Annotated in this window: 26 protein-coding genes and 1 pseudogene; 12 read left to right on the top strand and 15 right to left on the bottom strand. The window is 53.3% G+C overall.

All coding sequences use genetic code 11. The features are described from left to right. The first annotated feature begins 158 nt into the window (after nt 1-158). On the top strand, nt 159-1046 hold the full coding sequence (locus ACK4HN_RS05005; protein ID WP_409868908.1) for an alpha/beta fold hydrolase: 888 nt from the start codon (nt 159-161) through the stop codon (nt 1044-1046). Here the strand turns inward: ACK4HN_RS05005 and ACK4HN_RS05000 are convergent. The 3 genes from ACK4HN_RS05000 to ACK4HN_RS04990 are packed head-to-tail and all read right to left on the bottom strand — an operon-like array spanning nt 1043 to nt 2969. Then, nucleotides 1043-1834 carry a YdcF family protein gene (locus tag ACK4HN_RS05000; protein WP_409868907.1) on the bottom strand — a complete coding sequence of 264 codons (792 nt, stop codon included), beginning with the start codon at nt 1832-1834 and terminating at the stop codon, nt 1043-1045. The two genes, ACK4HN_RS05005 and ACK4HN_RS05000, sit on opposite strands and share 4 nt — an antisense overlap. A 4-nt stretch (nt 1835-1838) precedes the next feature. Then, nucleotides 1839-2570 carry a photosystem II S4 domain protein gene (locus ACK4HN_RS04995; RefSeq protein ID WP_409877299.1) on the bottom strand — a complete coding sequence of 244 codons (732 nt, stop codon included), beginning with the start codon at nt 2568-2570 and terminating at the stop codon, nt 1839-1841. Then, nucleotides 2571-2969 carry a hypothetical protein gene (locus ACK4HN_RS04990; RefSeq protein WP_181494379.1) on the bottom strand — a complete coding sequence of 133 codons (399 nt, stop codon included), beginning with the start codon at nt 2967-2969 and terminating at the stop codon, nt 2571-2573. Nucleotides 2970-3034: 65 nt separating this feature from the next. Here ACK4HN_RS04990 and rpmI point away from each other — a divergent pair, with 65 nt between their 5' ends. From rpmI to lgt, 3 genes are read left to right on the top strand one after another with little or no spacing between them, the layout of a single operon-like run. Beyond that, entirely contained in the window at nt 3035-3232 is a 198-nt protein-coding gene (gene rpmI / locus ACK4HN_RS04985) for a 50S ribosomal protein L35 (RefSeq protein WP_409849285.1), read from the top strand. A gap of 38 nt (nt 3233-3270) precedes the next feature. Beyond that, nucleotides 3271-3621: a 50S ribosomal protein L20 gene (rplT, locus tag ACK4HN_RS04980; RefSeq protein WP_409868905.1), complete on the top strand. Its 351-nt coding sequence runs from the start codon at nt 3271-3273 to the stop codon at nt 3619-3621. A 14-nt stretch (nt 3622-3635) separates the two neighbouring features. Next, nucleotides 3636-4442 (top strand): prolipoprotein diacylglyceryl transferase, encoded by an 807-nt coding sequence (gene lgt, locus ACK4HN_RS04975; protein WP_409868904.1) that lies wholly within the window; start codon nt 3636-3638, stop codon nt 4440-4442. Here lgt and ACK4HN_RS04970 read toward each other — a convergent pair. From ACK4HN_RS04970 to ACK4HN_RS04960, 3 genes and pseudogenes are all read right to left on the bottom strand, one after another. Further along, the gene (locus tag ACK4HN_RS04970; RefSeq protein WP_409868903.1) at nt 4439-5029 is read right to left on the bottom strand and encodes a chromophore lyase CpcT/CpeT; all 591 of its coding nucleotides are present in this window, start codon (nt 5027-5029) and stop codon (nt 4439-4441) included. The two genes, lgt and ACK4HN_RS04970, sit on opposite strands and share 4 nt — an antisense overlap. 61 nt (nt 5030-5090) lie before the next feature. Then, the gene (cobA, locus tag ACK4HN_RS04965) at nt 5091-6611 is read right to left on the bottom strand and encodes a uroporphyrinogen-III C-methyltransferase (protein ID WP_409868902.1); all 1521 of its coding nucleotides are present in this window, start codon (nt 6609-6611) and stop codon (nt 5091-5093) included. Nucleotides 6612-6614: 3 nt separating this feature from the next. Continuing rightward, nucleotides 6615-7046 (bottom strand): annotated as a pseudogene (locus tag ACK4HN_RS04960) (M23 family metallopeptidase); the annotation flags it as partial. 1512 nt (nt 7047-8558) lie between these two features. Between ACK4HN_RS04960 and ACK4HN_RS04955 the strand changes: the two are divergent. Further along, entirely contained in the window at nt 8559-9029 is a 471-nt protein-coding gene (locus ACK4HN_RS04955; protein WP_409849295.1) for a hypothetical protein, read from the top strand. On the opposite strand, the gene ribD is transcribed toward ACK4HN_RS04955, so the two are convergent. Together ribD and ACK4HN_RS04945 are read right to left on the bottom strand one after the other, a co-directional pair. Further along, on the bottom strand, nt 9001-10140 hold the full coding sequence (ribD, locus tag ACK4HN_RS04950) for a bifunctional diaminohydroxyphosphoribosylaminopyrimidine deaminase/5-amino-6-(5-phosphoribosylamino)uracil reductase RibD (RefSeq protein ID WP_409868901.1): 1140 nt from the start codon (nt 10138-10140) through the stop codon (nt 9001-9003). The genes ACK4HN_RS04955 and ribD overlap by 29 nt on opposite strands. Nucleotides 10141-10149: 9 nt before the next feature. Next, nucleotides 10150-10464: a DUF6679 family protein gene (locus ACK4HN_RS04945; protein ID WP_024125163.1), complete on the bottom strand. Its 315-nt coding sequence runs from the start codon at nt 10462-10464 to the stop codon at nt 10150-10152. 287 nt (nt 10465-10751) lie between these two features. Here ACK4HN_RS04945 and dnaK point away from each other — a divergent pair, with 287 nt between their 5' ends. Genes dnaK through ACK4HN_RS04925 form a run of 4 tightly spaced genes read left to right on the top strand, consistent with a single transcriptional unit; the run spans nt 10752 to nt 15454 of the window. Further along, nucleotides 10752-12776, top strand: a complete 2025-nt coding sequence (gene dnaK, locus ACK4HN_RS04940; RefSeq protein ID WP_409868900.1) for a molecular chaperone DnaK — start codon at nt 10752-10754, stop codon at nt 12774-12776. Between the two features lie 49 nt (nt 12777-12825). Further along, nucleotides 12826-13806 carry a DnaJ C-terminal domain-containing protein gene (locus ACK4HN_RS04935; protein WP_409849302.1) on the top strand — a complete coding sequence of 327 codons (981 nt, stop codon included), beginning with the start codon at nt 12826-12828 and terminating at the stop codon, nt 13804-13806. A gap of 3 nt (nt 13807-13809) precedes the next feature. After that, nucleotides 13810-14895: an acyl-CoA dehydrogenase family protein gene (locus ACK4HN_RS04930; protein WP_409868899.1), complete on the top strand. Its 1086-nt coding sequence runs from the start codon at nt 13810-13812 to the stop codon at nt 14893-14895. Then, nucleotides 14876-15454, top strand: coding sequence for a DNA-3-methyladenine glycosylase (locus ACK4HN_RS04925; protein WP_409868898.1), 579 nt, complete (start codon nt 14876-14878; stop codon nt 15452-15454). Before ACK4HN_RS04930 ends, ACK4HN_RS04925 begins: the two co-directional genes overlap by 20 nt. Here the strand turns inward: ACK4HN_RS04925 and ACK4HN_RS04920 are convergent. Continuing rightward, entirely contained in the window at nt 15445-17145 is a 1701-nt protein-coding gene (locus ACK4HN_RS04920; protein WP_409868897.1) for a SulP family inorganic anion transporter, read from the bottom strand. The two genes, ACK4HN_RS04925 and ACK4HN_RS04920, sit on opposite strands and share 10 nt — an antisense overlap. A 298-nt stretch (nt 17146-17443) precedes the next feature. On the opposite strand from ACK4HN_RS04920, the gene ACK4HN_RS04915 reads away from it, so the two are divergent. After that, entirely contained in the window at nt 17444-17737 is a 294-nt protein-coding gene (locus ACK4HN_RS04915; protein ID WP_409868896.1) for a DUF6825 family protein, read from the top strand. Here ACK4HN_RS04915 and ACK4HN_RS04910 read toward each other — a convergent pair. Genes ACK4HN_RS04910 through ACK4HN_RS04900 form a run of 3 tightly spaced genes read right to left on the bottom strand, consistent with a single transcriptional unit; the run spans nt 17734 to nt 19451 of the window. Then, nucleotides 17734-18489 (bottom strand): DUF429 domain-containing protein, encoded by a 756-nt coding sequence (locus ACK4HN_RS04910; RefSeq protein WP_409868895.1) that lies wholly within the window; start codon nt 18487-18489, stop codon nt 17734-17736. The two genes, ACK4HN_RS04915 and ACK4HN_RS04910, sit on opposite strands and share 4 nt — an antisense overlap. After that, the gene (locus tag ACK4HN_RS04905; protein ID WP_409868894.1) at nt 18470-19234 is read right to left on the bottom strand and encodes an EI24 domain-containing protein; all 765 of its coding nucleotides are present in this window, start codon (nt 19232-19234) and stop codon (nt 18470-18472) included. Before ACK4HN_RS04905 ends, ACK4HN_RS04910 begins: the two co-directional genes overlap by 20 nt. A 40-nt stretch (nt 19235-19274) precedes the next feature. Continuing rightward, entirely contained in the window at nt 19275-19451 is a 177-nt protein-coding gene (locus ACK4HN_RS04900) for a hypothetical protein (protein WP_409868893.1), read from the bottom strand. A gap of 205 nt (nt 19452-19656) precedes the next feature. Here ACK4HN_RS04900 and ACK4HN_RS04895 point away from each other — a divergent pair, with 205 nt between their 5' ends. Then, nucleotides 19657-20097 (top strand): NfeD family protein, encoded by a 441-nt coding sequence (locus tag ACK4HN_RS04895; protein ID WP_409868892.1) that lies wholly within the window; start codon nt 19657-19659, stop codon nt 20095-20097. Here the strand turns inward: ACK4HN_RS04895 and ACK4HN_RS04890 are convergent. The 3 genes from ACK4HN_RS04890 to ACK4HN_RS04880 are packed head-to-tail and all read right to left on the bottom strand — an operon-like array spanning nt 20075 to nt 21131. Then, the gene (locus ACK4HN_RS04890) at nt 20075-20494 is read right to left on the bottom strand and encodes a ferredoxin (RefSeq protein WP_409868891.1); all 420 of its coding nucleotides are present in this window, start codon (nt 20492-20494) and stop codon (nt 20075-20077) included. The genes ACK4HN_RS04895 and ACK4HN_RS04890 overlap by 23 nt on opposite strands. A gap of 24 nt (nt 20495-20518) precedes the next feature. After that, nucleotides 20519-20905 (bottom strand): DUF1257 domain-containing protein, encoded by a 387-nt coding sequence (locus ACK4HN_RS04885; protein WP_409868890.1) that lies wholly within the window; start codon nt 20903-20905, stop codon nt 20519-20521. Nucleotides 20906-20924: 19 nt separating this feature from the next. Next, nucleotides 20925-21131, bottom strand: a complete 207-nt coding sequence (locus tag ACK4HN_RS04880) for a DUF2997 domain-containing protein (RefSeq protein ID WP_409849357.1) — start codon at nt 21129-21131, stop codon at nt 20925-20927. Nucleotides 21132-21698: 567 nt separating this feature from the next. On the opposite strand from ACK4HN_RS04880, the gene ACK4HN_RS04875 reads away from it, so the two are divergent. After that, a complete protein-coding gene (locus tag ACK4HN_RS04875; protein WP_409868889.1) occupies nt 21699-21932 on the top strand; it encodes a hypothetical protein in 234 nt (77 codons plus the stop codon). Nucleotides 21933-21934 lie beyond the last annotated feature (2 nt).

The following is a 21934-nucleotide window of genomic DNA, read 5'->3' as shown; positions in this document are numbered from 1 at the left end:
TAAGCAACAGATTCGGGGGATTAGGTTAAGGCAAGGGAAAAATTTGGTTAAAATTGCTACCGAATGTTAGGGATCAGTCATATTGTTGAGAGGGGTAACAAGCTTACTGTTGACCGCGTTGCAAGAGTTTTTTCAAGAAATTGGCAGGAGCGTCAGGAATGTCGTCGTTCGCCTCTAAAACCTATCAGTGGCAGGATCTTTCCTGCGCCTATCGCTGTTGTGCCGAAGAAGGGCAAAAACCCATTCTTTTTATCCATCCAGTGGGGGTTGGTCTCTCTGGTCAGTTTTGGGATCGCTGTGTGAGCCATTGGCACTCCCAAGGGCAAAGTTGCTCATTCTACATCCCTGACTTGCTGGGCTGCGGACAAAGTGCCTTGCCCCATTACGCCTACTATCCGGAAGATTGGGCAGCGCAGTTACATTTCTTTATCACCTCTGAGATTTGCCAACCAGTAATTCTGATTGTTCAAGGAGCCTTGTTTCCCGTAGCGATGGAGCTAGTACATCTTGATCCTCAATGGATACAGGCAATGATCCTCAGTGGCCCACCAGCAGCTTCTTTGGTGTCTGAAAACACCGATCCCACGTGGCAAAAGGTGCGCTGGAATTTCTTTGACTCTCCCTTGGGTTGGGGCTTTTATCTCTATGCCCGCCAAGAAAGTTTCCTGCGGCAGTTTTCAATCAATCAGCTTTTTGCCAAGCCTGAGGATGTAGATGATGAGTGGCTAAAAATGCTGGCCGCCGGTTGTGCTGACTTGGAGAGTCGCTATGCGGTGTATTCATTCCTATCGGGCTTTTGGCGGCGGGACTATCGTCAGAAAATGCAGCAGACTGAGCAGCCAGTGCTTGTGGTGATGGGGGATCAAGCCTCTAGTATCAGTCGCGATGGTGGGGCTGAATCGCCTGAAGAACGGTTGCAGTTTTATACGAAGACATTTCCCAATGCTCAGGGGGTTGTGATTCCGGGCCGCAATGTATTGCCCTATGAATCAACCCCTGCTTTTGTGAAGGTATGTCAAGGGTTTCTGCGTGCCCAAGGCCTCTAGAGCCAACCCCGTAGTTTATAGACGAGCAGGCCTTGGTATTCCCGCAGGGCAATGGTGGTGATGTCCACGTTGTAGGGATTGGGGATCAGGCTCAAGAGAAGGTTTTGCCACGTGGGCGATCGCGCGATCGAGAGATACCGATAGTCGGTGGGTGCTGGAATCACATTCATCCCCAAACGGCGAAAAATGGCGACGGAGCGAGGCATGTGGTAAGCGGATGTCACCAGCAGCAGATCCCCCTGAATTTGATGCTTCTCAAGAAGCGCTTTGACATTCACGGCATTTTCATAGGTATTCAGTGAGGTAGTGTCTAGGAGAATCTTGTCTCTCGGGACACCGCAGGTGGTGGCAATTTCGGCCATATCTGCTGCTTCTCCCCGCTGAAAGGTTTCGCCGAGCCACTTAATGCGACCACCACTAAGGATGAGATAGGGGGCATAGCCTTGGCGAAAGAGGTGGGCACCGTAGAGAATGCGATCGCCCCCTTCGGTGACCTCTACCCAAGGTCTCGGCGCAGTCTGCGGGACAACAGCACCACCCAGAACGACAATGGCGGCAGCTTTGGGCATAGGATTAGGGGGTAAATACTGCCGCTCCAAGGAAGCAATGAGAGCCGTTGCCACATAGTCATTGCCACTCAAGAGTAAAATGCTCAGGGCAATCACAAGGGCGATCGCTGCCTGTTTGGGGGCGCGCCAAAAACGAACAATGGCAAAAATCAATGCCCAACAGGCCAAGGGTAATGGATACAGCAGGGGCGGCAGTAATTTCGACAGCAGCAGGTCCATGGCTTTAGCGAATGCGCTCCATCTGAATGCGGTAGCGTTCTTTCTTGGTGACTTGAATGTCTTGAATCTGCAATTGCCCCTTGCCGCGAATGGCAATGAGGTCATTCACTTTGAGCAGATGCCGAGGTTGCTGCACAATTTGCCAATTTACCCGCACTAGCGCTTGGTTAATCCACTCGCTCATTTTACTACGGGAAACGCCAAACCCGGCTGAAGCCACAGCATCCAAGCGCAATGATGCTTCGACGGTACTGAGGGATTTCCGTTGCGGGGGCGCTACGGCCAGTTCTGACCAGTCACAGACATCCGCAGTCACTGGTACGGTTCGCACCTGTTTTAAGTGTTCTTGTAAAGTAGGGACTATTTCAGGGATGAGAACGACCTGTGCTCCCCGTTCTCCAAGGAGAATCACATCCCCATAATCCCCTTCATCGAGACCCGCATCGGCGATCGCTCGCTCAAAATCACTGTAGGTGGCCGGATCAAAAAGAAAGTTGCCTGTGATTCGCACCAAAGCAAGGGGCGGCTGTTGCTCTTCAAGACTGAGGTCAATGGGAGCGATCGCCAGCCGACAACGTTCTGCTTGAGGGTAGCCCCCCCAAGCGAGACCATGAACATCAGCCCGTTGCTCAAGGGTGCTCAGGGCTTGCACAACCTGATCTGGGGGTAAAAAGGGGGTATGCACCACCGACCAAGTTTTAATGGCTGTGTCAAGGGTGGTTTCTAGATCAAACATTCACACCTCAAGAAATTCCGGCAGTGCCAGCCACTGGGCAAGGTGAGCTTTCACCTGTTGGCAAAATTGGGGGCGATCGCCAAATTTCTCCGTGCGGATTGTTTTACGCTGCGCATCCAATGTCCAGCCATAGTCACTGCTGAGGCGGATTTTCCCTTGCCAGTCGGCGATGGATAGGATGAGCTGTGGGGCGGGGCTATTGTCCACTCCCTTGACGCGAAAGACATAATTAAAGGTGTTTTGCTTAGCAGCAGCAACCGTTGAGGCTTGGCCAAACCGCTCCTGCAAGCGCGATCGCACCCGTTCTACAAATGCTGCATCTCCCAAATCTTCAAGGGTGCGCATGGCCAAGGTAAGGGCAAAATAAAACTCTTCGACAGGAATAAACTCCAGTTCCATGCAGCTTGCTAAGACTCTCTTCAACATAGTACACTAGTAAGCTGTGTCTAAAATAGGGCAAAGCTATGCCAAAGCTAAAAACACGTCGTGCTGCTGCCAAACGATTTCGGACGACGGGCAGTGGTAAGTTTGTCCGCCGCAAGGCCAACAAAAACCACTTACTCGAACACAAGTCCAGCGATCGCAAGAATCGTTTGTCTCACAAAGCTCTTGTCGATCCACGGGACTTTGAGCGGGTGTCACTGATGCTGCCCTACGCTTAAATAAATTTTCAGTTTTTGATCAAGGGTGAAATTGAACTATGGCAAGGGTCAAACGAGGTAACGTTGCCCGCAAACGGCGCAAAAAAATTCTTAAGCTGGCCAAGGGCTATCGGGCGGGGCACTCCAAGCTCTTCCGCACCGCCAATCAGGTGGTCATGAAAGCACTCTGCAATGCCTATCGCGATCGCCGGCGGCGCAAAAGGGACTTTCGGCGGCTCTGGATTGCACGGATTAACGCGGCTGCCCGTCAACACGGCATGAGCTACAGTCAACTCATGGGCGCCCTGAAGAAAGCCGAGATTCAACTGAATCGCAAAATGCTGGCTCAACTTGCCGTGCTGGATGCTAACGCCTTTGCCACGGTCGTTCAAACAGCGCGTGCCGCTTAGAAGCTGTTTTAGGCATGATTGCCACCTTCCAATCCCCTGGGGCCACCCTTGAACTGGGGTTTATCACCTTGCGCTGGTATGGGCTATTGGTTGCCCTTGCTGTCTTTGTTGGCATTTGGCTGAGTCAACGCTTGGCGCGCCAGCGGCAGATCAATCCCGATCTGATCGCAGATCTAGCAATTTGGTTAGTGGTGGCGGCAATTCCCACCGCGCGGCTCTATTACGTGGTCTTTCACTGGGGCTTTTACCAAAAACACTTAGATCAAGTGGTGCAAGTTTGGAAAGGGGGCATTGCCATTCACGGTGCCATTTTGGGCGGCATGCTGGCTCTGGCAGTCTTTACCTATGTGCAGCGGCTTTCCTTTTGGCAAGTGGCCGACGTCATTGCCCCTGCCCTGATTTTGGGACAGGCTATTGGTCGCTGGGGCAATTTCTTTAACTCTGAGGCCTTTGGCGCTCCCACTGATTTGCCGTGGAAACTCTACATTCCCGTGTCGCAGCGGCCTCCTCAATTGATGCACGAAGCCTACTATCACCCCACATTTCTCTATGAGTCCCTTTGGAATCTGGGGGTGTTTCTTCTCCTGCTGTGGCTCTTTCGTCACCCTCGCTATCAAAAGCCCGGCACGCTCTTAATGGTGTATGCCATTGTCTACAGCCTCGGTCGCTTCTGGATTGAAGGACTGCGCATGGATAGCCTGATGTTGGGCCCGCTGCGAATTGCCCAAGTGGTTAGCTTGGTTGCGATCGCCCTCGGCAGTTGGGGACTCTTTCGCCTCTATTACCAAGGAAAGCCCCTACCCGATTGGCAAACGGCCTAAACCGCAATTTCATCGGCAAAGCTCTGCCAGCGTACAAAGTGAAAAGGGCCTGCCACAGATCCCCAAACGTGCTCATCGGTTTCCGGATCCCGTCCGCGATCGTGGCTAATGAAGCGCTCAGCATCAATTTCAAAGGTGCTGTCTAAGTAGGTTTCCCGTCCTTTGCGCACGACTTTGCAGGCTTTGCCTGGCTCCACTTCGCCGCGAAAACTGTGCCCTGTCCAGTAGGTGAGCATATTACAGCCACAGAGAAGTTCTAGATCATCGGCTGTCATGGCCTGAAGTCGCTGGCGATCGCGCGCTGCCCCAAAAAACCGCTTTTCATCCTTGAGCACATAATTTTTAATCACAATGTGATCATTGGCGGGCAGTAGTTCCAAAACCCGTGTGCGGTAGGGGATATTTAGGAGGTAGTCGTAGGCCTGTTCCACATACAGGGCAATGCCCTCCAAAAACCCATTGGGCAGGGGTCGCATACACACCCGAATATGGGCATAGAAGGGTGGATTCTCAAAGGCTTGGGCTTGGTTACTAAAATCCGCTGCCATCCAACGCGCAAGGGTTACCACATCAGTTGCGTGGGTCATGCTCGGCAATTCCCTTAGAATAGTCCTTTTTTCACACTAGCGGATTGGTGCACCCAAAGCACTAAGTTATGCGTAACAGCGCCTGTAGCAGTCCCTCTAGGGTATGTTCTGTGGCTTCAACGTCCACTCGCCCCAAGAGTTCGCAGCAAGTTTGCGAAGTTTGCGGGCCAATACTGGCAATCTGCACCTTCTGAAGTAACTCTGCTGCCTGAGCACCCAGCAGTTGGCAAAAATGTTTCACTGTCTTAGAACTGGTAAACGTGACGATATCTACCTCACCCGCCTGCAGCGCTCCTAAGACTTGAGCATCAACGCTTTGGGGACAGCGGGAATCATAGGCGGGCACTTCAACAACCTCCGCGCCCGCAGCCGTAAAGGTTTCTACCAATACGGGTCGTCCCCCTTTTTCAACCCGTGGAAAAAGAAAACGCAAGCCCACAACCGGTTCTGGGAATTCCGCCACGAGGGCATCGGCAACAAATTCCCTGGGGGTAAAGTCAGCCAATAGGCCATAACGGCTGAGGGTTTGGGCGGTTTTTTCGCCAACAACAGCAATCTTGAGAGCCGCAAGGGCACGACTATCCTTGCCGTGATATTGTAGCCGTTCCATAAAAAAGCTAACGGCATTGTGGGAAGTCAGAATCAGCCAGTCAAAGGTATCGAGTTGCGCCAAGGCTCGATCAAGGGGCTGCCAAGAACTGGGAGGAACGATTTCCAGTGTCGGCATTTCTACAACTCGCGCACCGGCAGCAGTGAGTTGTTGGGTAAACTCACTTGCTTGAGTTGCTGCCCGGGTGACGAGAATGGTTTTGCCGTGGAGCGGAGACATGGATGGTGGGAAAGTCCTCAAAAACTCAGGGAAGGCCAGATCTAGACTAGCCAAAGGGTAACGTTTTTGGGCGATCGCGCCAATGACAATGACCGCAGGAGCCATGTCTGGAAAGTCAGGCGTCTTCAGATAACTCTCTAGGGTGCCAAACCAGAATCGTTGCTGCGGTTGCCCGACCCATTGCAGAATGGCCAATCCCTCAGTGGGCGATCGCCCCTGCCTGAGCAATTCCTCGACGATATATGGCAGGGAACGGGTAGCCATCAAAAAAATCAGCGTCTCCATTTGAGCGATCGCTGACCAAGAAAGGCTTTCTGGCGCATGCCCCGACAAAATCGCTACCGACTGACTCATGTCCTTGGCAGTGACACAGAGACCCGCCAATAAGGGTGCTGCTAGCGCTGAGGATACCCCCGGAATCACCACAGCCTCAAGACCCGCTGCCAAAACAGCCTCAAGCTCCTGATGCAAACGGCCAAACAGCCCCGGATCGCCACTTTTAAGGCGCACAACCCGTTGATACTGCTGGCCGTACTCCACTAAAAGGCGGTTGATTTCCGCTTGGGGAACTGCCTCAGCTCCCGCTCGTTTGCCCACCGCCACCCGCAAGCAATCACAGGGGGTGAGTTCTAAGAGGTTAGGGGAGAGCAGGGCATCGTAGAGAACCACCTGCGCCTGCTGCAGACAAGTCCCTGCCTGAATTGTGAGCGAGGCGGGAGTTCCCAGTCCCGCACCCACAAAATAGACCGTCAACGACTAGCCTTGACTACGTTGCAAGAAGATCATCGGGTTAACAGCACCCCGCCCTGGGGGGTGAATTTCAAAGTGGACGTGGGGGCCTGTGCTGCGACCCGTACTGCCCATTTCGGCAATTTGCTGACCCTGCTCAACGTATTGGCCTACGCGCACCAAGTTGCGATGGTTGTGGGCATAGAGCGTCAGCGTGCCATCGGCATGGCGAATTTCCACCAGATTGCCATAGCCACCGTCGTTCCATTGGGAGTAGGTCACCACACCGGCAGCCGCAGCATAAATGGGCGTACCTACAGGAGCTGCAATATCAATCCCGCGGTGCATCCGTCCCCAGCGGGGGCCAAAGCCAGAAGTCAACACACCACGCGCCGGCCAAATAAAGTTTGTCGTCAGGCTAGGCAGGAAGCGATCGAAGTTGGGCAGAGGGGGCAGGTCAAGATTACTGGGTAAAGGGGGAGCCACAATTGAGCGTGCCACCTTGACGGGGATAGGAGACACAATGGTCAGCACAGTAGCGGGTGGCGATGCCGTTACGGTTGTTGCTTGCGGGGCAATTGTGGGCTGGGGGAAAGCAGATGAGGTAAGGCGCGTTCGAACTGAAACAGGTACAGGAGTCGGGTGACGTTGTCCCTCAGAAGCACGCCCCAGAGGCACAGGTGGTAGGATTGGCCTTGGGGCAGAGGTGGGCAGTGGCCGATAGCTAACAAGTGTTGATGGTTGGGAAGGTTCGGTAGCTTCTCCCACCGCTGCTTCTAGTTCAATTTCCGTTGTAGTTTGTTCTAAGGAGCCGCCCATTCCTAACGGGGCATCGGTGATCAAGGAGGCAACGACCGAGGTGGTGGCTTGCGTCACCAAATCCGCCAAGCTATCGGTGCGAACCCGATGATCTACCACCTTGAAAGTGGGTTCAGAAGGAGGGCTGAGACGGTCAAAGGAAGCAAAGGCAGAGAGGGTCGGTGCTGGTCTTTTTAGGGTGAGGGGCGCAAAACTCACCTCCGTCTGGATAGTGCGTTGCCATGCCGCTTGGGTGACGCCCAAAAGTAATTCAGTTTTGTCGGCGGATAAAAGATTTTCAAACTCAGCAATCGGGTCTTGGGTTTCAGTGCTGAAGAGGGAGGGGAGGTTGAGAGAGTCGGAGCGAACGTCCTTTGAACCCAGATCGCGATCGCCCGCAAGGGTGGTCAAGTCAAGGGCTTGGGTGGGCTGAACTAGGGCAAAGGTGCCTAGCAAAGGCAGACAGGAACAAAGGGAGCGCAGCGAACGACCAAGCATAGAAGCAGACGCAAGAGGTGCATCCTGAGAGGCGGTAGGGGTACGACTATCGTTCCTCAAGGTAATCCTCCTCGCACACGAAATTTACAGTGATTCGACAAAGGGGTGAATTGAGAACACACATCATGAGCAATCGTTCAAGGGAGCCAGAGGCCACTCGCCGCATCTATGCCTAAAACTGTCCCAATCTGTTGTTTATGCAAAGGGTGTTTTGGCACCACGACGAAACTTCTAGGTGACTTTACCCAATCCACAACCAAATGACAAGCCTTCCCCCTACCTCGCCCTGCCATCTCTGGGAAGTAAATTTTTTCTCCAAAAAATAAAAATAAGAATTTTCTGCCTACTGGTTAATAATCAAAAAACCTGAATTCATGGCGCCTTGGGCTTAATTGCTGCTCATGAAAGAAAAATCACTATTTCGAATAAATGAATAAGTAGAGCAAAGTTAGCTAATCAGTATGTATAGTTTTTTTTAATAATGTAAGTCGGCTTACATCCTTCTGATTGTTGCTCCTTAAACCAAAATTGTCCTATAACACTTGTGCCAAATTGGGCCAAAAGTGGCACATATTTATCTTCACTCTCAGAGACGATTAGAGCAAGCTTGCTTGGTAGAATAAACGAGTTTGTAACGATTTTTGGCGATCGCCTTTCTGACGGAGCGTTATCCCCATGACTTACCACAAGCTGTGGTTTCAACAAACAGCAAGCCGCCTCAAAGTCTTGCGTCCTTTTCCCCCCTTTAGTGTTGTCCAAAACTTCATTCGTGAATATCTTCCCAACCTGATTGACTACATGGATGGCCAAGGATTGGATCTCCGGGATCCACAGCACTGGTGGGAGAGTATCCACATTGACGGCATTCTGGAACTAGAAAATAGCGAGGGGGAAACCCTGCGGGTTGCCGCTGGAATTATTGAGCAGTGGCGCAATGCCAACACTGCCCTCCGACTCATTACAACCCCTGCAATGGCTAAGCTGCGGCGAGAGGCACTCAATGTCAGCCAGCATTGGCTTTTTTATGTCTCTAGTCGCAAGCCCTACCCGGAGTCGCTGTGGATTGATTTGCTCTATGAGCAGGCGGATACGCCTCCCCCAGAAACGGGTTGCACCATTATTGAGGTGACGGAGCCGGAGACCTAGACGGTAGGTAGCCGACCACAAGAATATCCTCGCCTACGGTTTGCCAGCTCACGTCCTCTAGGCACAGCGCCTCATCCATCTTAGTGAAGCCCAGATCCGCCACCGGCACGGGAGCACGGGAGCCGCCAATAATTTTCGGTGCAATAAAGGCCCAGACTTTCTGCACCATCCCTTCTGCAATTGCGGCTGCTGCCAAGGAACCGCCACACTCCCAAAGTACCGTCATCATTCCCCGTTGATAAAGCTGCTCCATCACCGCTGTAGGTGTTAAAGAGTCTAGGTGAATGACCTCCACCCCCCGCGCCTGCAACTGGGGAATCAGGGGATGCTGGGGCGAAGCAGAAGTCACAACCAAGGTCGAAGCCGTGGTCGTTTCCCACAAAAGGGCATTTGGGGGCAAATCGAGGGTACGACTCATCACCACCCGTAGGGGATTGCGCTCATGGCGCGAGGTTAAAAGGGGATTATCGAGGCGCACGGTATTGCCCCCCACAATCACTGCATCACACTCAGAGCGCAGTTGGTGCACCATGGCTCGTGCAGCTTCACCACTGACCCAGAGACTGTGGCCGGCACTGGAGGCAATTTTGCCATCGAGGGTCATGGCGTATTTCAAAATGCCAAAGGGACGCTGATAGCGCACCCGATGAACAAACGCTTCGTTAAGGCGTTGACACTCTGCTTCCCGCACACCGACGGTGACTTTGATGCCCGCTGAGCGCAGCCGTTCTACCCCCGCCCCAGCCACTTGGGGATTCGGATCAATCATGCCCACCACCACCTTGGGAATACCCGCCGCTATAATCGCCTCGGTACAGGGGGGCGTGCGGCCATAGTGGTTGCAGGGTTCAAGATTGACGTAGAGGGTGGCTTTGCTGAGGAGGGGGCGATCGCTCTCGCTGACGCTGCGCAGAGCAAAAACCTCGGCATGGGGTTCCCCTGCCTTGGGATGAAACCCCTCCCCAATCACCCGTCCCTCCGCCACAATCACGCAGCCCACGAGGGGATTCGGAGCCGTACAGCCTTTGGCACGAGCCGCTAACTCAAGGCAGTGCCCCATATACTGGGCATCAAGCGTGGCTGTCTCCTCCACAACGGGGGCTGAGCGCATGGGTAAGAATCAACGCTCGTGTTCGGTTTCCGAGGAATGCTTCGGCAGTTGCTCCGCCTCTGGACATTCATCCGCAATGGGTAACTCCGCATAGCCCCGCGGGACTGCGGCGAGCCGTCGTGAGATCGAGCCAATGCTTTCGATATTGACGATCTCTTCCCAAGCACACACTTCGTCGTCTTCCTCCGTTTCGTAGCGAATGGTAACAACGTTTCCTTCGATGTCCACAATGCGTGCCCGGTCAATCAGGCGTTGTTGATCCCGCAAGTAAATCCAGACTTCTTGGCCGTCGGTATAGAGTTGATAAAGCTTGCGGTGTAACATAGAACGGTCTCCTTTTCGGAATTGGGCGTAGCAACAGTTGATAGGCTGTGCTGCAACCTCTTGCCTGTTATCTTACTGCTAGACTTCACAGATGAGCAGCGGTGAATGGAAGGTGTGAAGACTGAGGTTGTCCATACCGTTGTAGCGATCGCGCAGCACAGGGGAAAGAGTGATTCTGACGGTCTGGGGTAGATCTCGTACAATCGAATAAGCGTAACGAAGGGTAAATAATCCGTTACTATAACGCTATTCATTTATTCTAACCAGTGCGGAGTCGTTCAAACGGCATGGGTAAAATTGTTGGCATTGATCTGGGGACAACCAATTCCGTCATTGCTGTGTTGGAAGGGGGGAAGCCCGTTGTGATTGCCAACGCAGAAGGCTCCCGCACCACCCCCTCTGTGGTGGCCTTTGGCAAAGATGGCGAGCGCCTTGTGGGTCAGTTGGCACGGCGACAGGCGGTGCTCAATCCCCAAAACACCTTCTATGCCGTGAAGCGGTTTATTGGCCGCGAATATAGCGAACTGACGGCTGAGTCCAAGCGGGTACCCTATACGATTCGCCGCGATGAATCGGGGAAGGTGCGCATCAAGTGCCCCCGTCTGCAACGGGAATTTGCCCCCGAGGAAATTTCCGCTATGGTCTTGCGCAAGCTGGTGGAGGATGCTAGTCGCTATCTTGGGGAACCCGTCACCGACGCGGTGATTACCGTGCCCGCCTACTTTAATGACTCCCAGCGGCAGGCCACCCGTGATGCGGGGCGTATTGCGGGCTTAAATGTGCGGCGAATTATTAATGAACCCACGGCGGCGGCTCTGGCCTATGGTCTGGATCGCCAGAAGGAGCAGACAATTCTCGTCTTTGACCTTGGCGGTGGCACCTTTGATGTCTCGATTCTCGAAGTTGGCGATGGCGTGTTTGAGGTGAAGGCCACGAGCGGCGATACCCAACTGGGGGGCAATGACTTTGATAAGTTAATTGTGGACTGGCTCGCCGAAGACTTCCTTGCCAAAGAGGGCATTGATCTGCGGCGCGATCGCCAGTCCCTACAACGGCTCACCGATGCCGCCGAAAAGGCCAAAATTGAACTGTCTGGCCTACTGGAAACCCACATTGATCTGCCCTTTGTTACCGCCACAGCGGATGGGCCAAAGCACATTGAAACCACCCTTAGTCGCCGCCAATTTGAAGACCTGAGCCAGGACCTGCTGCAACGACTGCGCTATCCGGTCGAACAGGCACTGATGGACGCCCATTTAACCCCTAGTCAAATTGACGCGGTAGTGCTGGTGGGTGGTGCGACGCGGATGCCCATGGTGCAGAATCTAGTCCGGCAGATGATTGGCCGGGAACCCAACCAAAACGTCAACCCCGATGAGGTGGTGGCAATTGGGGCAGCAATTCAAGCGGGTATTCTGGCAGGGGAAATGAAGGACATTCTGCTGCTGGATGTAACTCCCCTCTCGTTGGGTGTGGAAACCATTGGTGGGGTGACCAAGGTGCTGATTCCCCGCAACACAACAATTCCTGTGCGTCGCTCCGATATTTTCTCAACCTCAGAAAATAACCAAAGCCAAGTGGAAATCCACGTGGTTCAAGGGGAGCGGGAACTGGCAGAACACAACAAGTCTTTGGGACGCTTTAAGTTAACGGGAATTCCGCCAGCACCTCGCGGGGTGCCCCAAATTCAAGTCTCCTTTGACTTGGATGCCAATGGCCTGCTCCAGGTGGTGGCCTTGGATCGCTTTAGTGGTCGTGAGCAAAGTGTGGTGATTCAGGGGGCCTCAACTCTGAGTGAAGAGGAAATTCAGCAGATGCTCTTGGATGCGGAGTCCAATGCAGCGAGCGATCGCCAGCGGCGGGCACGCATTGAGAAGCGCAACCGCGCCCAAGATTTAATTAACCGCGCTGAACGTCAATTGCGGGAAGCAGCTCAGGAATTTGGCTATCAATTTGCCGCTGATCAGCGCCGTAGTATTGAGGCCTTGGTGCGGCAATTGCAGGAAGCCATTCGCAATGAGGACGATCGCCAGATTGACCTCACCTATGCGGCCCTTGAAGAGCGGCTCTACGAATTTGTTCGTCAACTGCGCCTCAGCGAAGAGGAACTGGAAGAGGATGAAGATGTCTTTAAGCTGCCCAACCTCAAGGAAGCAGTAAATAAAGGTCTTAATGCGGTACGGGGTCGAGAGCGGCGGCGCGACGATTATGAGGATGAGTGGGATGAGCCGCCCCGGACGCGGCGTTCCCGCAGCTACTCCCAGCGCAGTGATTCAGCTGCATGGGATGATTGGGATGACGACGACTGGTAGAGCTGCGTTGCATTCTTGGCTGGAAATGCGAGTGTGAATAGGACGGTCAATGCGTAATTTTCGAGATTACTACCAGCTTTTGGGCGTGGATCGGAGTGCCAGTACGGAGGAGATTAAACGTGCCTATCGGCGGCTGGCGCGGCGGTACCATCCCGATATGAACCCAGGCGATCGCGCTGCTGAGGAGAAGTTCAAAGACATTAGTGAAGCCTACCAAGTTCTAAGTGATCCGGCTCGCCGTGAGCAATACGATCGCTACGGTGAATATTGGTCACAACCCGGTTTTCGCACTCGTCCTTCCCAACGCACCACGGTGGCTCGGCGCAATGGCACCAGTGTCCGGGAAGAACCCGACCTCAGTGAAGATAACTTTCAAGAGTTTTTGGATCAACTGTTGGGTCGGCGATCGCCCCGCACCTCTACAGTTCCTGCGGATCCCCCCCGTCGCTCGCCTACGATAGAGACAGACTATTTTCGCCCTGGCACCGTCAAAACTGCCTATACCGCTGTGAGTCGCCGCGACGCTGAAGCTACCCTCGAAATCCCCCTTGAAAAGGCCTACGCAGGGGGACGGGAGCGAATTCGCCTTGGAGATGGGCGCTCTTTGGAAGTAACCCTACCGCCGGGAATGGTTACGGGTCAACGAATTCGGCTACGGGGGCAGGGCACGGGCGGCGGTGATCTCTACCTCAAAATTCAGGTGACGCCCCATCCCCTCTTTCGCCTTGAGGACTACGACATTGTCTGTGAACTCCCTGTGACCCCCAGTGAGGCTGCTCTCGGCGGCCAAATTGAAGCCCCTACCCTCGATGGTTGGGTGAAAATGATGGTGCCCCCAGGGGTACGCACAGGCCAACGTTTGCGACTGGCCGGCAAAGGCTATCCTCGCCCCGATGGCGATCGCGGTGACCAACTGGTGGAAATTGTCATTACCCTGCCGCCCCAACTGAGCGATGCTGAACGCGACCTCTATCGGCAACTTCAGGCCATTGAGTCCTACAACCCCCGTGCCCATCTGGCGTACTCCTAAACTATGGATGCCTTGGTCTTTGCTGACCCCGCAGCGCAGCCTCTCCTAAAGGACATTCAGACCTACCTCACTACCGTTGTCGCGCCAATTGCCAACCGTATTGATCAGCAAACGTCCCTTTTATCGGCAAGTCTGCAAGCCCTAGGGAACTTAGGCATTTTCCGTTTGGCGGTACCCAAGGCAATGGGGGGATTGGGGTGCGATCGCCGTACCCTGTGGCATTTGAGCTTGCAACTAGCGCAAACCTCTGGTGCCCTTGCCTTTTTGGTGGCACAACACCAATCCGCCTTGGGGATGATTCTTGAACATCCTGAAGGGAACGTTGCCCAAACCTACTTAGGGGATTTGATGAAAGGGCAGGTGTTGATTGGGGTCAGCTTTTCCCATTTACGCCATACCCCAGCGGAGCTACAAGCTCAACCCACCAGTGGCGGCTATCTCCTGCGGGGCACGCTGCCTTGGCTCAGTGGCTTTCAGCACATGACAAGGTTTGTCGCTGCTGCCCCCTTGCCGGATCGGCGGATTCTTTTTGCCCTTCTGCCTTTTACCAATGCCCAACAGGCCAGTGGCGGCATTTTGCACCTCTCTCTGCCCCTGCCTTTGGCGGTGATCCCCTCTACCCAAACGGTGCAAGCGGAAGTGGTGGATTGGTTTGTGCCATCCGAAGATGTGGTGGGGATAGGTGCAGCGGATTGGATGGCCGTGCGCGATCGCCAGCAACTGCTGCGGGGCAGTGCTCCCCCTATGGGCTGTGCCCGTCGGAGTTTACAGATACTCGCTGAGCGTGCCGATGCCAAAAACCTCTATTACGCCTTTCGCGATCGCTGGCAGCGCCTTTACGACCAGATTCAAGGGGAGCTAGAGACTATTAATCTCCCCTACCATGCGCAACTGCGGGCTGCCGCCATTCAGCTTGCTGTTCAAACTGCCCAAGCCGCCTTGGTGACCAGCGGGGGCAGTGCTTTAGTGCTCAGTCACACGGTGCAGCGTCTCTATCGGGAAGCCATGCTCTACACTGTCTCTGGCCTGAATGCTCCCCTACGCTATGCTTTAATGGAGGGATTGCTCTTTGAACAGGGTTCCCATTGAGCGAGATCAGGGTCTGCCCCTTGAGTGGTTTGCCCGCCCTGCACCGGTAGTGGCTAGGGAGTTACTGGGGTGTGTTCTCGTGCGGCAGCAGGCCAGTGGTGAACTCTACCGAGGCCGCATTGTGGAAACTGAAGCCTACATGGCCGGGGACCCCGCCTGTCATGGCTATCGTCGCCAAACGCCTCGCAATGCTCCCATGTTTGCAGCCCCCGGCACCATTTATGTCTATCAAATCTATGGCATTCACCACTGCTTAAATATCGCCAGCGATCGCTCCAACTTTGCCAGCGCAGTTCTGATTCGTGCCCTTGAGATGCTCAGCCCGCCCTTGCCTCCCCGCAGTGCCGCTGGGCCGGGGAAACTGTGCCAACTCTTAGGGATTGATCGCCGGCTTTCTGGCTTGCGACTAGGGAAAGACAGCGGCATCTGGGTGGAAACCCCGCCCCAGCCGTTGACAGACCCTGTGGTACAGACCACTCGCATTGGTATTTCCCAAGGGCAGGAGATTCCCTGGCGGTGGTACGTGCAGGGCAACCCTGCAGTGTCCCGCTATTCGTAGCTGCCCGTCACGATTGTGGGCTGCTCTTCCGTTTGCTGTAGAAACTGGATTGCTTTTTCAAGGGCCTGCCGGCGATCGCTCACCACATGATCAGCGGGCAACCGATCCAAAATACGGAAGCGTTGGAGCCGCTGTTGCACTTTAGTCGCCTTCTGCGCTGCACCATTCACCAGAAAAATCGCCAAACGATGCTTTTGCGCCTCTTGGATCAACGACTCAATGGCTAAGGCTGCTGTCACCCCCAATAGGGGCACACTGCTGACATCGAGAATCAGCACCTTATAGTCCGACATGATGGCCTGCCGTTGCGAAATCGCCCAAGCGGAGCCAAAACTCATCGGGCCGCCGAGGTGGAGGAGCAACAGTTGCCCCTTAGCCTGCCGAAAGAGTTCTTTTTCCTCTGGAGTGAGGGGGGTTTGATCATCGGCATGGGTAATCGCCTTGACATCCTCCGATTGCAGATCCGCCAAGCGCTTAATCGTCAGCATATTGGCAATAAAGACACCCACACCCACCGCCACAATCAAATCCACAAAGACCGTCAGCAGCATCACGCCATACATAATGAAGGCGGCTCGCAAAGAAAGCACATGGGCGCGTTTGAGAAAATTCCAGTCAATGATGTCTATCCCCACCTTGATCAGAATCCCCGCCAGCACCGCATTGGGAATCGGTTCTGTTAGGGGGGCAGCCCACAGCATCACCATCAGCAGAATGACAGCGTGAATCATCCCCGATAAGCAAGTGCGTCCCCCCGCTTGGATATTCACCACTGTACCCATCGTGGCACCAGCACCGGGCAAACCGCCAAAAAGACCGGACAGCAGGTTGCCAATACCTTGACCAATTAGCTCCTTATCCGAATCATGTTGAGTGCGGGTAATACTGTCGGCAATCACTGAGGTTAAGAGGGAATCAATACAGCCGAGCATCCCCAGCATGGCTGCGTCCACCAGCATTGTTTTCAGCGCTGGCAGCGTAAAGGTGGGAGGGACAAACTGGGGCAGGCCGGTAGGAATTGTGCCAATGCGGGTTAAACCGGCATCCGCAAAAAAGACCATTGACAGAATCGTACCCAAAACCAGCGCCAAAAGCTGTGGCGGCACAATTCGGCGAATTTTCTGAGGTGTGAAATAAATGACACCAAGGGTGAATAGTCCTAAAATAAGGGCGGTGGGGTTCAGCGTTTGAATCCACTCTGGCAAGTTGTACACTGCCCCTAGGACACCCCCCTTACTGCTGTGCCCCAACAGCGGGCCAATTTGCAGCAGGATCATGATCAGGCCGATCCCCGACATGAAGCCGGAGATCACGGTGTAGGGCATGAGGGTGATGTACTTGCCCAGTCGCAATAGGCCAAAGAGGATTTGAAAACAGCCTGCCAGCATCACCACCGTAAAGGCCATGTAGAGTCCCTGTTCGGGGTATTCGCTGGTTAGACGGGTGATCACTGCCGTAATCACGACGGTCATCGGCCCTGTGGGATTGGAAATGAGCGTCGGCGTACCCCCAAAGAGGGCGGCAAAAAAGCCGAGAAAGACGACACAATAGAGTCCCGCCGTTGCACCCGCGCCAGAGGTGACCCCAAAGGCCAAAGCCATTGGTAAGGCAACAATGGCAGCAGTCAACCCACCAAAGAGATCGCCACGCCAATACTTAAAATGAACTCGGTTAACGAAATTTGTTAGCATCCCTGCCCCTTTTGGCAAATCTAGAACGGTTTTCATAGCTAAATCAGTGTCAGGAAACTACCTTGGCAGAGCATCCCCATGACTTATGGCTATGCTAAGAAAGCATTTAATTGAAATAATTCTATGTTCTTGTGGGCGCGATCTGTCTAGTGGAAGATCAAAAATTTTCTTATTTGTCCTATAGGAAATTGTCCTATAGGAAAAAGGTCGAGAATCGGAGAAGAGCAAGACCTGTTTCCTGTAAAACTTTGTTACACTCAGGGATTGAGAGACCTAACTGATGAGGAAGACTGCTTCTATGAGTCAATCGCCGCTGGATGCCTTTTTCCTTGGTCGAGCAACCGCAACGCTCCTGCGTGATCAGGCGCAGCATCTATTTGTGGAACTTCTGAGTCAACTGGGGCGATTTGATGCCGAACAGCAGCAGCGGCTCCATCAATTCATGGAAGAGGTGCAAGCTCGCGCCCGTCAGGAGGCAGAAATGGTGGTGCCTCGGAGTGGGGTGGATTGGCAGGCGTTGATTGATGATTTGCGGGCGGAAATTGCTGCTCTGCGCACGGAACTGCAACGCTACCGCAATCGCGAAAGCTAGGCACGTGGAACAACAATATAGCCAGTTTTTAAGTAGGCATCGGTTGCTGCTGGCTCTCGCGAAAAAGACTCACCACCTAAAACCCAGTGGCGATCGCGCCCCCAATACCACCAATAGGCTGCCGTATAGGCACAGAGAACTGCATCTAGTTGATCCTCAAGCGCCTTGAGGTCTCGCCCGTTGGTGGGGGTTTCGGTAGTTAGTTCCAATGCTAAGGGTGGCTCACAGTGGGGAAGATGGGTAGCCATTAAATCCCTAAGCTTGGCCAGCCCTTTGGCTCGCTCGGCAAGGCGGCCTTTTTTGTATTTAATGATTTGGTCAAGCTGAAAGAGAGCGATCGCCGTGGCATGGGGGAAGACTTCAATTTGAAATCGCCCTTGTTCTTGGGGGATGATCGTAGGTGCATGGTGAAACCCCCGCTGGCGGAGGGCTTGACTAAACCCCGTGGTGTAACTCGCAAAGGGAGACTGCTGATTCGCAGGATAACAGCCGGCATGGTACCGCCCAAGGACTTGATGGGACTGGCGATCGCAGGTACGCATTCCCCGTGAATTGGGAATAATGAGGGGGGCATCCACTGCCACCATTGCTACTTGCGCAGGGGGGGCATCGCGATCGATCCATGCCAAGAGTTCATCCGTATCGCGGGAGCGATCGCGAGCGACCAACGCCAAACCTTGCCCCTGCCACTGCAAACAGCAGTACCCTGACGCCCCTCCCTGCCACGCCAAATCAACGCCGAGAAACCGCATTTGCTGCCATCAACTGTTGTTGCGGTGGGTGATCTTGAATCAGCAAAGCAGCAGCCACCACCCCCACAGGTGGTACAAGCACTAAGCCAACTAAGGGGATCAACAGCCCCAAAAACTGCGCCAAACCAAGGCCATAGATTTGTGGCGTATAGGCAAGGGTCAAAAGTTTGCGCTCTCTCAAGGAAGTGCTGTGTTTTTCAAGGAGGTAATCAAAACTGCCTCGCCCTAGAAAGAAACTGTTGACGATCGCCATCACGATAGGTTGCAGCGGCCCTGTTAGAAATGAAAGCAGCAGAAAAATCACTTGCAACACCGCATCCCGCAGCGCAAACCAACCACCGACAATGGCGTTCAATAGATCGCGCCGCCACCCCACCTCAATCGTTTGTCCTGTGGTAATTTTTTCGACACGATTCAGCAGCGGACCAAGAAAGGGAATCACCACAAGGGGAATTAGCGTTTGATAGCCAATTAGGGCTAAAAAGATAGCAATGAGGGTGGCCAAAATATCAATGAACCCTTGGTAAAGCCACTGCCATTCCCCACCCACAAACCAATAATCGCCAACGACTTGAACAGCCCAGAAAGCAGCAATGATAAGCGTTACCCCCAGAACAAGGCTCAAGAAGGCAGGTAACAGCAGATAGCCCCAAAGACGATAACGGGCGATAAAAAAAAGACCACGACCAAAGGCAAAGAAACCGGCCTGAAACCGCTGTCCTGCTGACCAAAGCTGCTTGATCACTCAATTAGTCAGTTCTAGAAGCCCCTAGGAAAATCCTAGCCTATCCACGGCGGGGTGGTGTGCCTTCATCATCGGGAGGGGGCGCATCGGCGACAAAATCAGGGGTATTGACCTGTTCAGCACGGGAAATCGGCGTTGCTGTCGGTCGCCACAGCCAACTGGTCAAGAGTCCAAGGGTGAGCAGTCCCACCAGCAGGGGAATAAATAGATCCATCATCGTTGTTTGCCTCATTGAGTTCATTATTGTACAGAATCGGAGGAATCTCTCTTTAGTGTTGGCTCTCTTGACGCAGGGTCACTCCTATAAGTTCCAGTACAGATCCTTGCGTAAGAATTGCAGGCATTCAAAACAGTTAAACTGGCTCGCTGTAGCCGCAGAGTTTGAGCTATCGTTGAAGTGGCCACCTTAGGTGATAAGAGCAATGCCCCTGTCTCCCTTTTGGATCTGGTTAATTGTTGCCATCATTCTTTTTGTGATGGAGCTTTTGTTGCCGACGGCTTTTGTGGAAGCCACCCTTGGCCTCAGTGCTCTCATTGTTGCCTTTCTCTCGTTTCTCGTTCCCAGCCTTTCGGTGCAAATTGCACTTTGGATTGTTCTATCAGTGCTAGTGGCCTTTCTCTTGCGGCGGTATCAGCCAAAACGAGTCTCGCCTGCGCTCAAGGAAGCGGCTGAAGCAGAAACAATTACGAAAATTCCTGCGGGTAAAACAGGACGAGTACTCTATGAAGGGATTTCTTGGCAAGCTCGCTGCGATGATCCCCGCTTGACCATTCCCGAACATCAGCGGGTGATTATCATTGCCCGTCAGGGAACGACGCTGATTGTGATGCCCGAAGATGCTATTCAGTCCTATCAGTCCTAGGGGGCGATCGCCGTTTCTTGCGGCGCGTCGTAGCCGGATCAATGGGAAAGCCAGCAAGGGGAACCACCTGCTCGAGGCGTTCTTTCTCAAGCCGTTTTAATTCCGTGTAATCTACCCAGTGAATACAATCCACGGGGCAGGTGTCAATGGCTTCTTGAATCAATTCAAGGGGATCACCATCTTGGCGCACCACCCGCGATCGCCCGTAGTTCGGCTCGATGTAAAACGTATTTCGCGCCACATGGGCACAGTGTTTGCAGCCAATGCAGGTAATCTCATCCACATAGACACCGCGTTGGCGATGGGTTCCCCCGAGTTCAGGTTCGTAGCCGCTGCGGGGTGTACTTTGGCGCAGGTGACCGCCAAGCTCTGGCTCTAAACCAAGGGGCTGATCCATCTGCCTATCCATTGTCCTTAGCGTCTAGGAACGCCAGCGTTGCAGCACAACCTTGAGACTACCATCAGCCTGCTGTTCTGTGGTCTGGACTTGAAAGCCTTGCTCCGTAGCCGATTGCAACACCGCATGGTAGGCATAGCGCTGAGTGACTTTATTCAAAAAGCGATCCACTGACCATGCCTGCTGCCAAAATTCGAGATCGGCCACTAGCTCATACTCAGTGCCATTCCAGCGAAAGCCAATGTCATAGCCATTGTCTTGGGGAACAACGACTTGAGCCGTTTGGGTTTGACCGCGAAACCCGCGCACTTCTTGGGAGTCAGATTGCCACGGTAAGCCCAAGTCCGTTAGGGCAGCCTGTAGGGCGGGTAAACTCCGAATTTGGGTTTTAATTTGGCTGAAGTGCGACATGGACACCAATCCTCAACGATTACCACTGGGAGGGGAGAGATTGAACAACCAATTGATTTTCTTCCTCTTGGGGAGCGTAGTATTCTGCGGTGGGCTGTTGGCTAATGACACACCCCAGTTGCGCTTCAATGGCAGCAGTCACCTCAGCACAGGATGCCCCAGAAATTCCCGTCACCGTTTCAACAACACGGCCATCGGGATAAATCACAAATTCAAGGGTTTCCAGCATTGGCACAACCGTCTCACTCGCAATTGCTACAAATGACCCACGAGGATAAAATTGAAGTCCTAACCTATGAAACTCATTGTGACGAAGGCTAACCAAAAGAGTCAAGGTCTTTAATAAACTTTACACTCCGCAGTAATTTTCCCCGCATGCCTGAAAAGCTGAAAGATTAGTCATCTATAGAGCCAAGTCTGCGCGCAGAATTGATAAGAGATATGTCAATTGCTTTTCTTGGACGAGACGGCGGCCTCACTCAATCCCTCTGGAAAAAGCCATATGATATTCAGAAATGCATTTCACCTTAAACCTAAAAAACAATAAAAAGCTATAGAAAAGTGATGGAGCAGTTTTTTTCACCATTAGCACTCTTGGTCTGGGCATTGCTAGGGGGGTATCTTCCTCCCTGTGGCCAGCGATCGCCCGTGGAGAGTCTCCAGCCGTGATCAATATCAGTGAGCAAACTCAGGTTCCAATTGCCGAACAATTTATTGATGCCCTGTTTAGCAATAACTTTGACGTAGCGTGGAGTTATTTGCACTCGCAACTGCAAGAAGAGTTTCCGCCCAAATGATTAAAGCAAAGCAAAGCAAAGAAAGGTTTCTAAAGCGAGTAGGCGCCTACAAAGAGCGTCTTGGCAGCGAAAGCAACGGCAATATTGTTAGTGTCAAGGTAGCGTTTGCTAAGGTGACCGATACATTGATTGTGATCATGCATAGCAATGGTAAGATCACAGGTATTAATTTCCCCGCAACGCCTGACGAGCTGTCTGCTCAGCCTTTGCCCTCGCCCTCTCGGCCTTGACC

The sequence above is a fragment of the Thermosynechococcus sp. genome (genome assembly GCF_046299655.1).
In the GTDB taxonomy this organism is placed as follows: Bacteria; Cyanobacteriota; Cyanobacteriia; order Thermosynechococcales; family Thermosynechococcaceae; genus Thermosynechococcus.
Note: the sequence above shows the minus strand (reverse complement) of the source record. Positions and strands in the feature narration are given on the sequence as shown.

Bases quoted from the DNA above. Each gene is read 5' to 3' on its own strand.
- ACK4HN_RS05005 (WP_409868908.1), top strand. From the start codon at position 159: ATGTCGTCGTTCGCCTCTAAAACCTATCAGTGGCAGGATCTTTCCTGC.
- ACK4HN_RS05000 (WP_409868907.1), bottom strand. From the start codon at position 1,834: ATGGACCTGCTGCTGTCGAAATTACTGCCGCCCCTGCTGTATCCATTA.
- ACK4HN_RS04995 (WP_409877299.1), bottom strand. From the start codon at position 2,570: ATGTTTGATCTAGAAACCACCCTTGACACAGCCATTAAAACTTGGTCG.
- ACK4HN_RS04990 (WP_181494379.1), bottom strand. From the start codon at position 2,969: ATGGAACTGGAGTTTATTCCTGTCGAAGAGTTTTATTTTGCCCTTACC.
- rpmI (WP_409849285.1), top strand. From the start codon at position 3,035: ATGCCAAAGCTAAAAACACGTCGTGCTGCTGCCAAACGATTTCGGACG.
- rplT (WP_409868905.1), top strand. From the start codon at position 3,271: ATGGCAAGGGTCAAACGAGGTAACGTTGCCCGCAAACGGCGCAAAAAA.
- lgt (WP_409868904.1), top strand. From the start codon at position 3,636: ATGATTGCCACCTTCCAATCCCCTGGGGCCACCCTTGAACTGGGGTTT.
- ACK4HN_RS04970 (WP_409868903.1), bottom strand. From the start codon at position 5,029: ATGACCCACGCAACTGATGTGGTAACCCTTGCGCGTTGGATGGCAGCG.
- ACK4HN_RS04955 (WP_409849295.1), top strand. From the start codon at position 8,559: ATGACTTACCACAAGCTGTGGTTTCAACAAACAGCAAGCCGCCTCAAA.
- ribD (WP_409868901.1), bottom strand. From the start codon at position 10,140: ATGCGCTCAGCCCCCGTTGTGGAGGAGACAGCCACGCTTGATGCCCAG.
- ACK4HN_RS04945 (WP_024125163.1), bottom strand. From the start codon at position 10,464: ATGTTACACCGCAAGCTTTATCAACTCTATACCGACGGCCAAGAAGTC.
- dnaK (WP_409868900.1), top strand. From the start codon at position 10,752: ATGGGTAAAATTGTTGGCATTGATCTGGGGACAACCAATTCCGTCATT.
- ACK4HN_RS04935 (WP_409849302.1), top strand. From the start codon at position 12,826: ATGCGTAATTTTCGAGATTACTACCAGCTTTTGGGCGTGGATCGGAGT.
- ACK4HN_RS04930 (WP_409868899.1), top strand. From the start codon at position 13,810: ATGGATGCCTTGGTCTTTGCTGACCCCGCAGCGCAGCCTCTCCTAAAG.
- ACK4HN_RS04920 (WP_409868897.1), bottom strand. From the start codon at position 17,145: ATGCTAACAAATTTCGTTAACCGAGTTCATTTTAAGTATTGGCGTGGC.
- ACK4HN_RS04915 (WP_409868896.1), top strand. From the start codon at position 17,444: ATGAGTCAATCGCCGCTGGATGCCTTTTTCCTTGGTCGAGCAACCGCA.
- ACK4HN_RS04910 (WP_409868895.1), bottom strand. From the start codon at position 18,489: ATGCGGTTTCTCGGCGTTGATTTGGCGTGGCAGGGAGGGGCGTCAGGG.
- ACK4HN_RS04900 (WP_409868893.1), bottom strand. From the start codon at position 19,451: ATGATGGATCTATTTATTCCCCTGCTGGTGGGACTGCTCACCCTTGGA.
- ACK4HN_RS04895 (WP_409868892.1), top strand. From the start codon at position 19,657: ATGCCCCTGTCTCCCTTTTGGATCTGGTTAATTGTTGCCATCATTCTT.
- ACK4HN_RS04890 (WP_409868891.1), bottom strand. From the start codon at position 20,494: ATGGATCAGCCCCTTGGTTTAGAGCCAGAGCTTGGCGGTCACCTGCGC.
- ACK4HN_RS04885 (WP_409868890.1), bottom strand. From the start codon at position 20,905: ATGTCGCACTTCAGCCAAATTAAAACCCAAATTCGGAGTTTACCCGCC.
- ACK4HN_RS04875 (WP_409868889.1), top strand. From the start codon at position 21,699: ATGATTAAAGCAAAGCAAAGCAAAGAAAGGTTTCTAAAGCGAGTAGGC.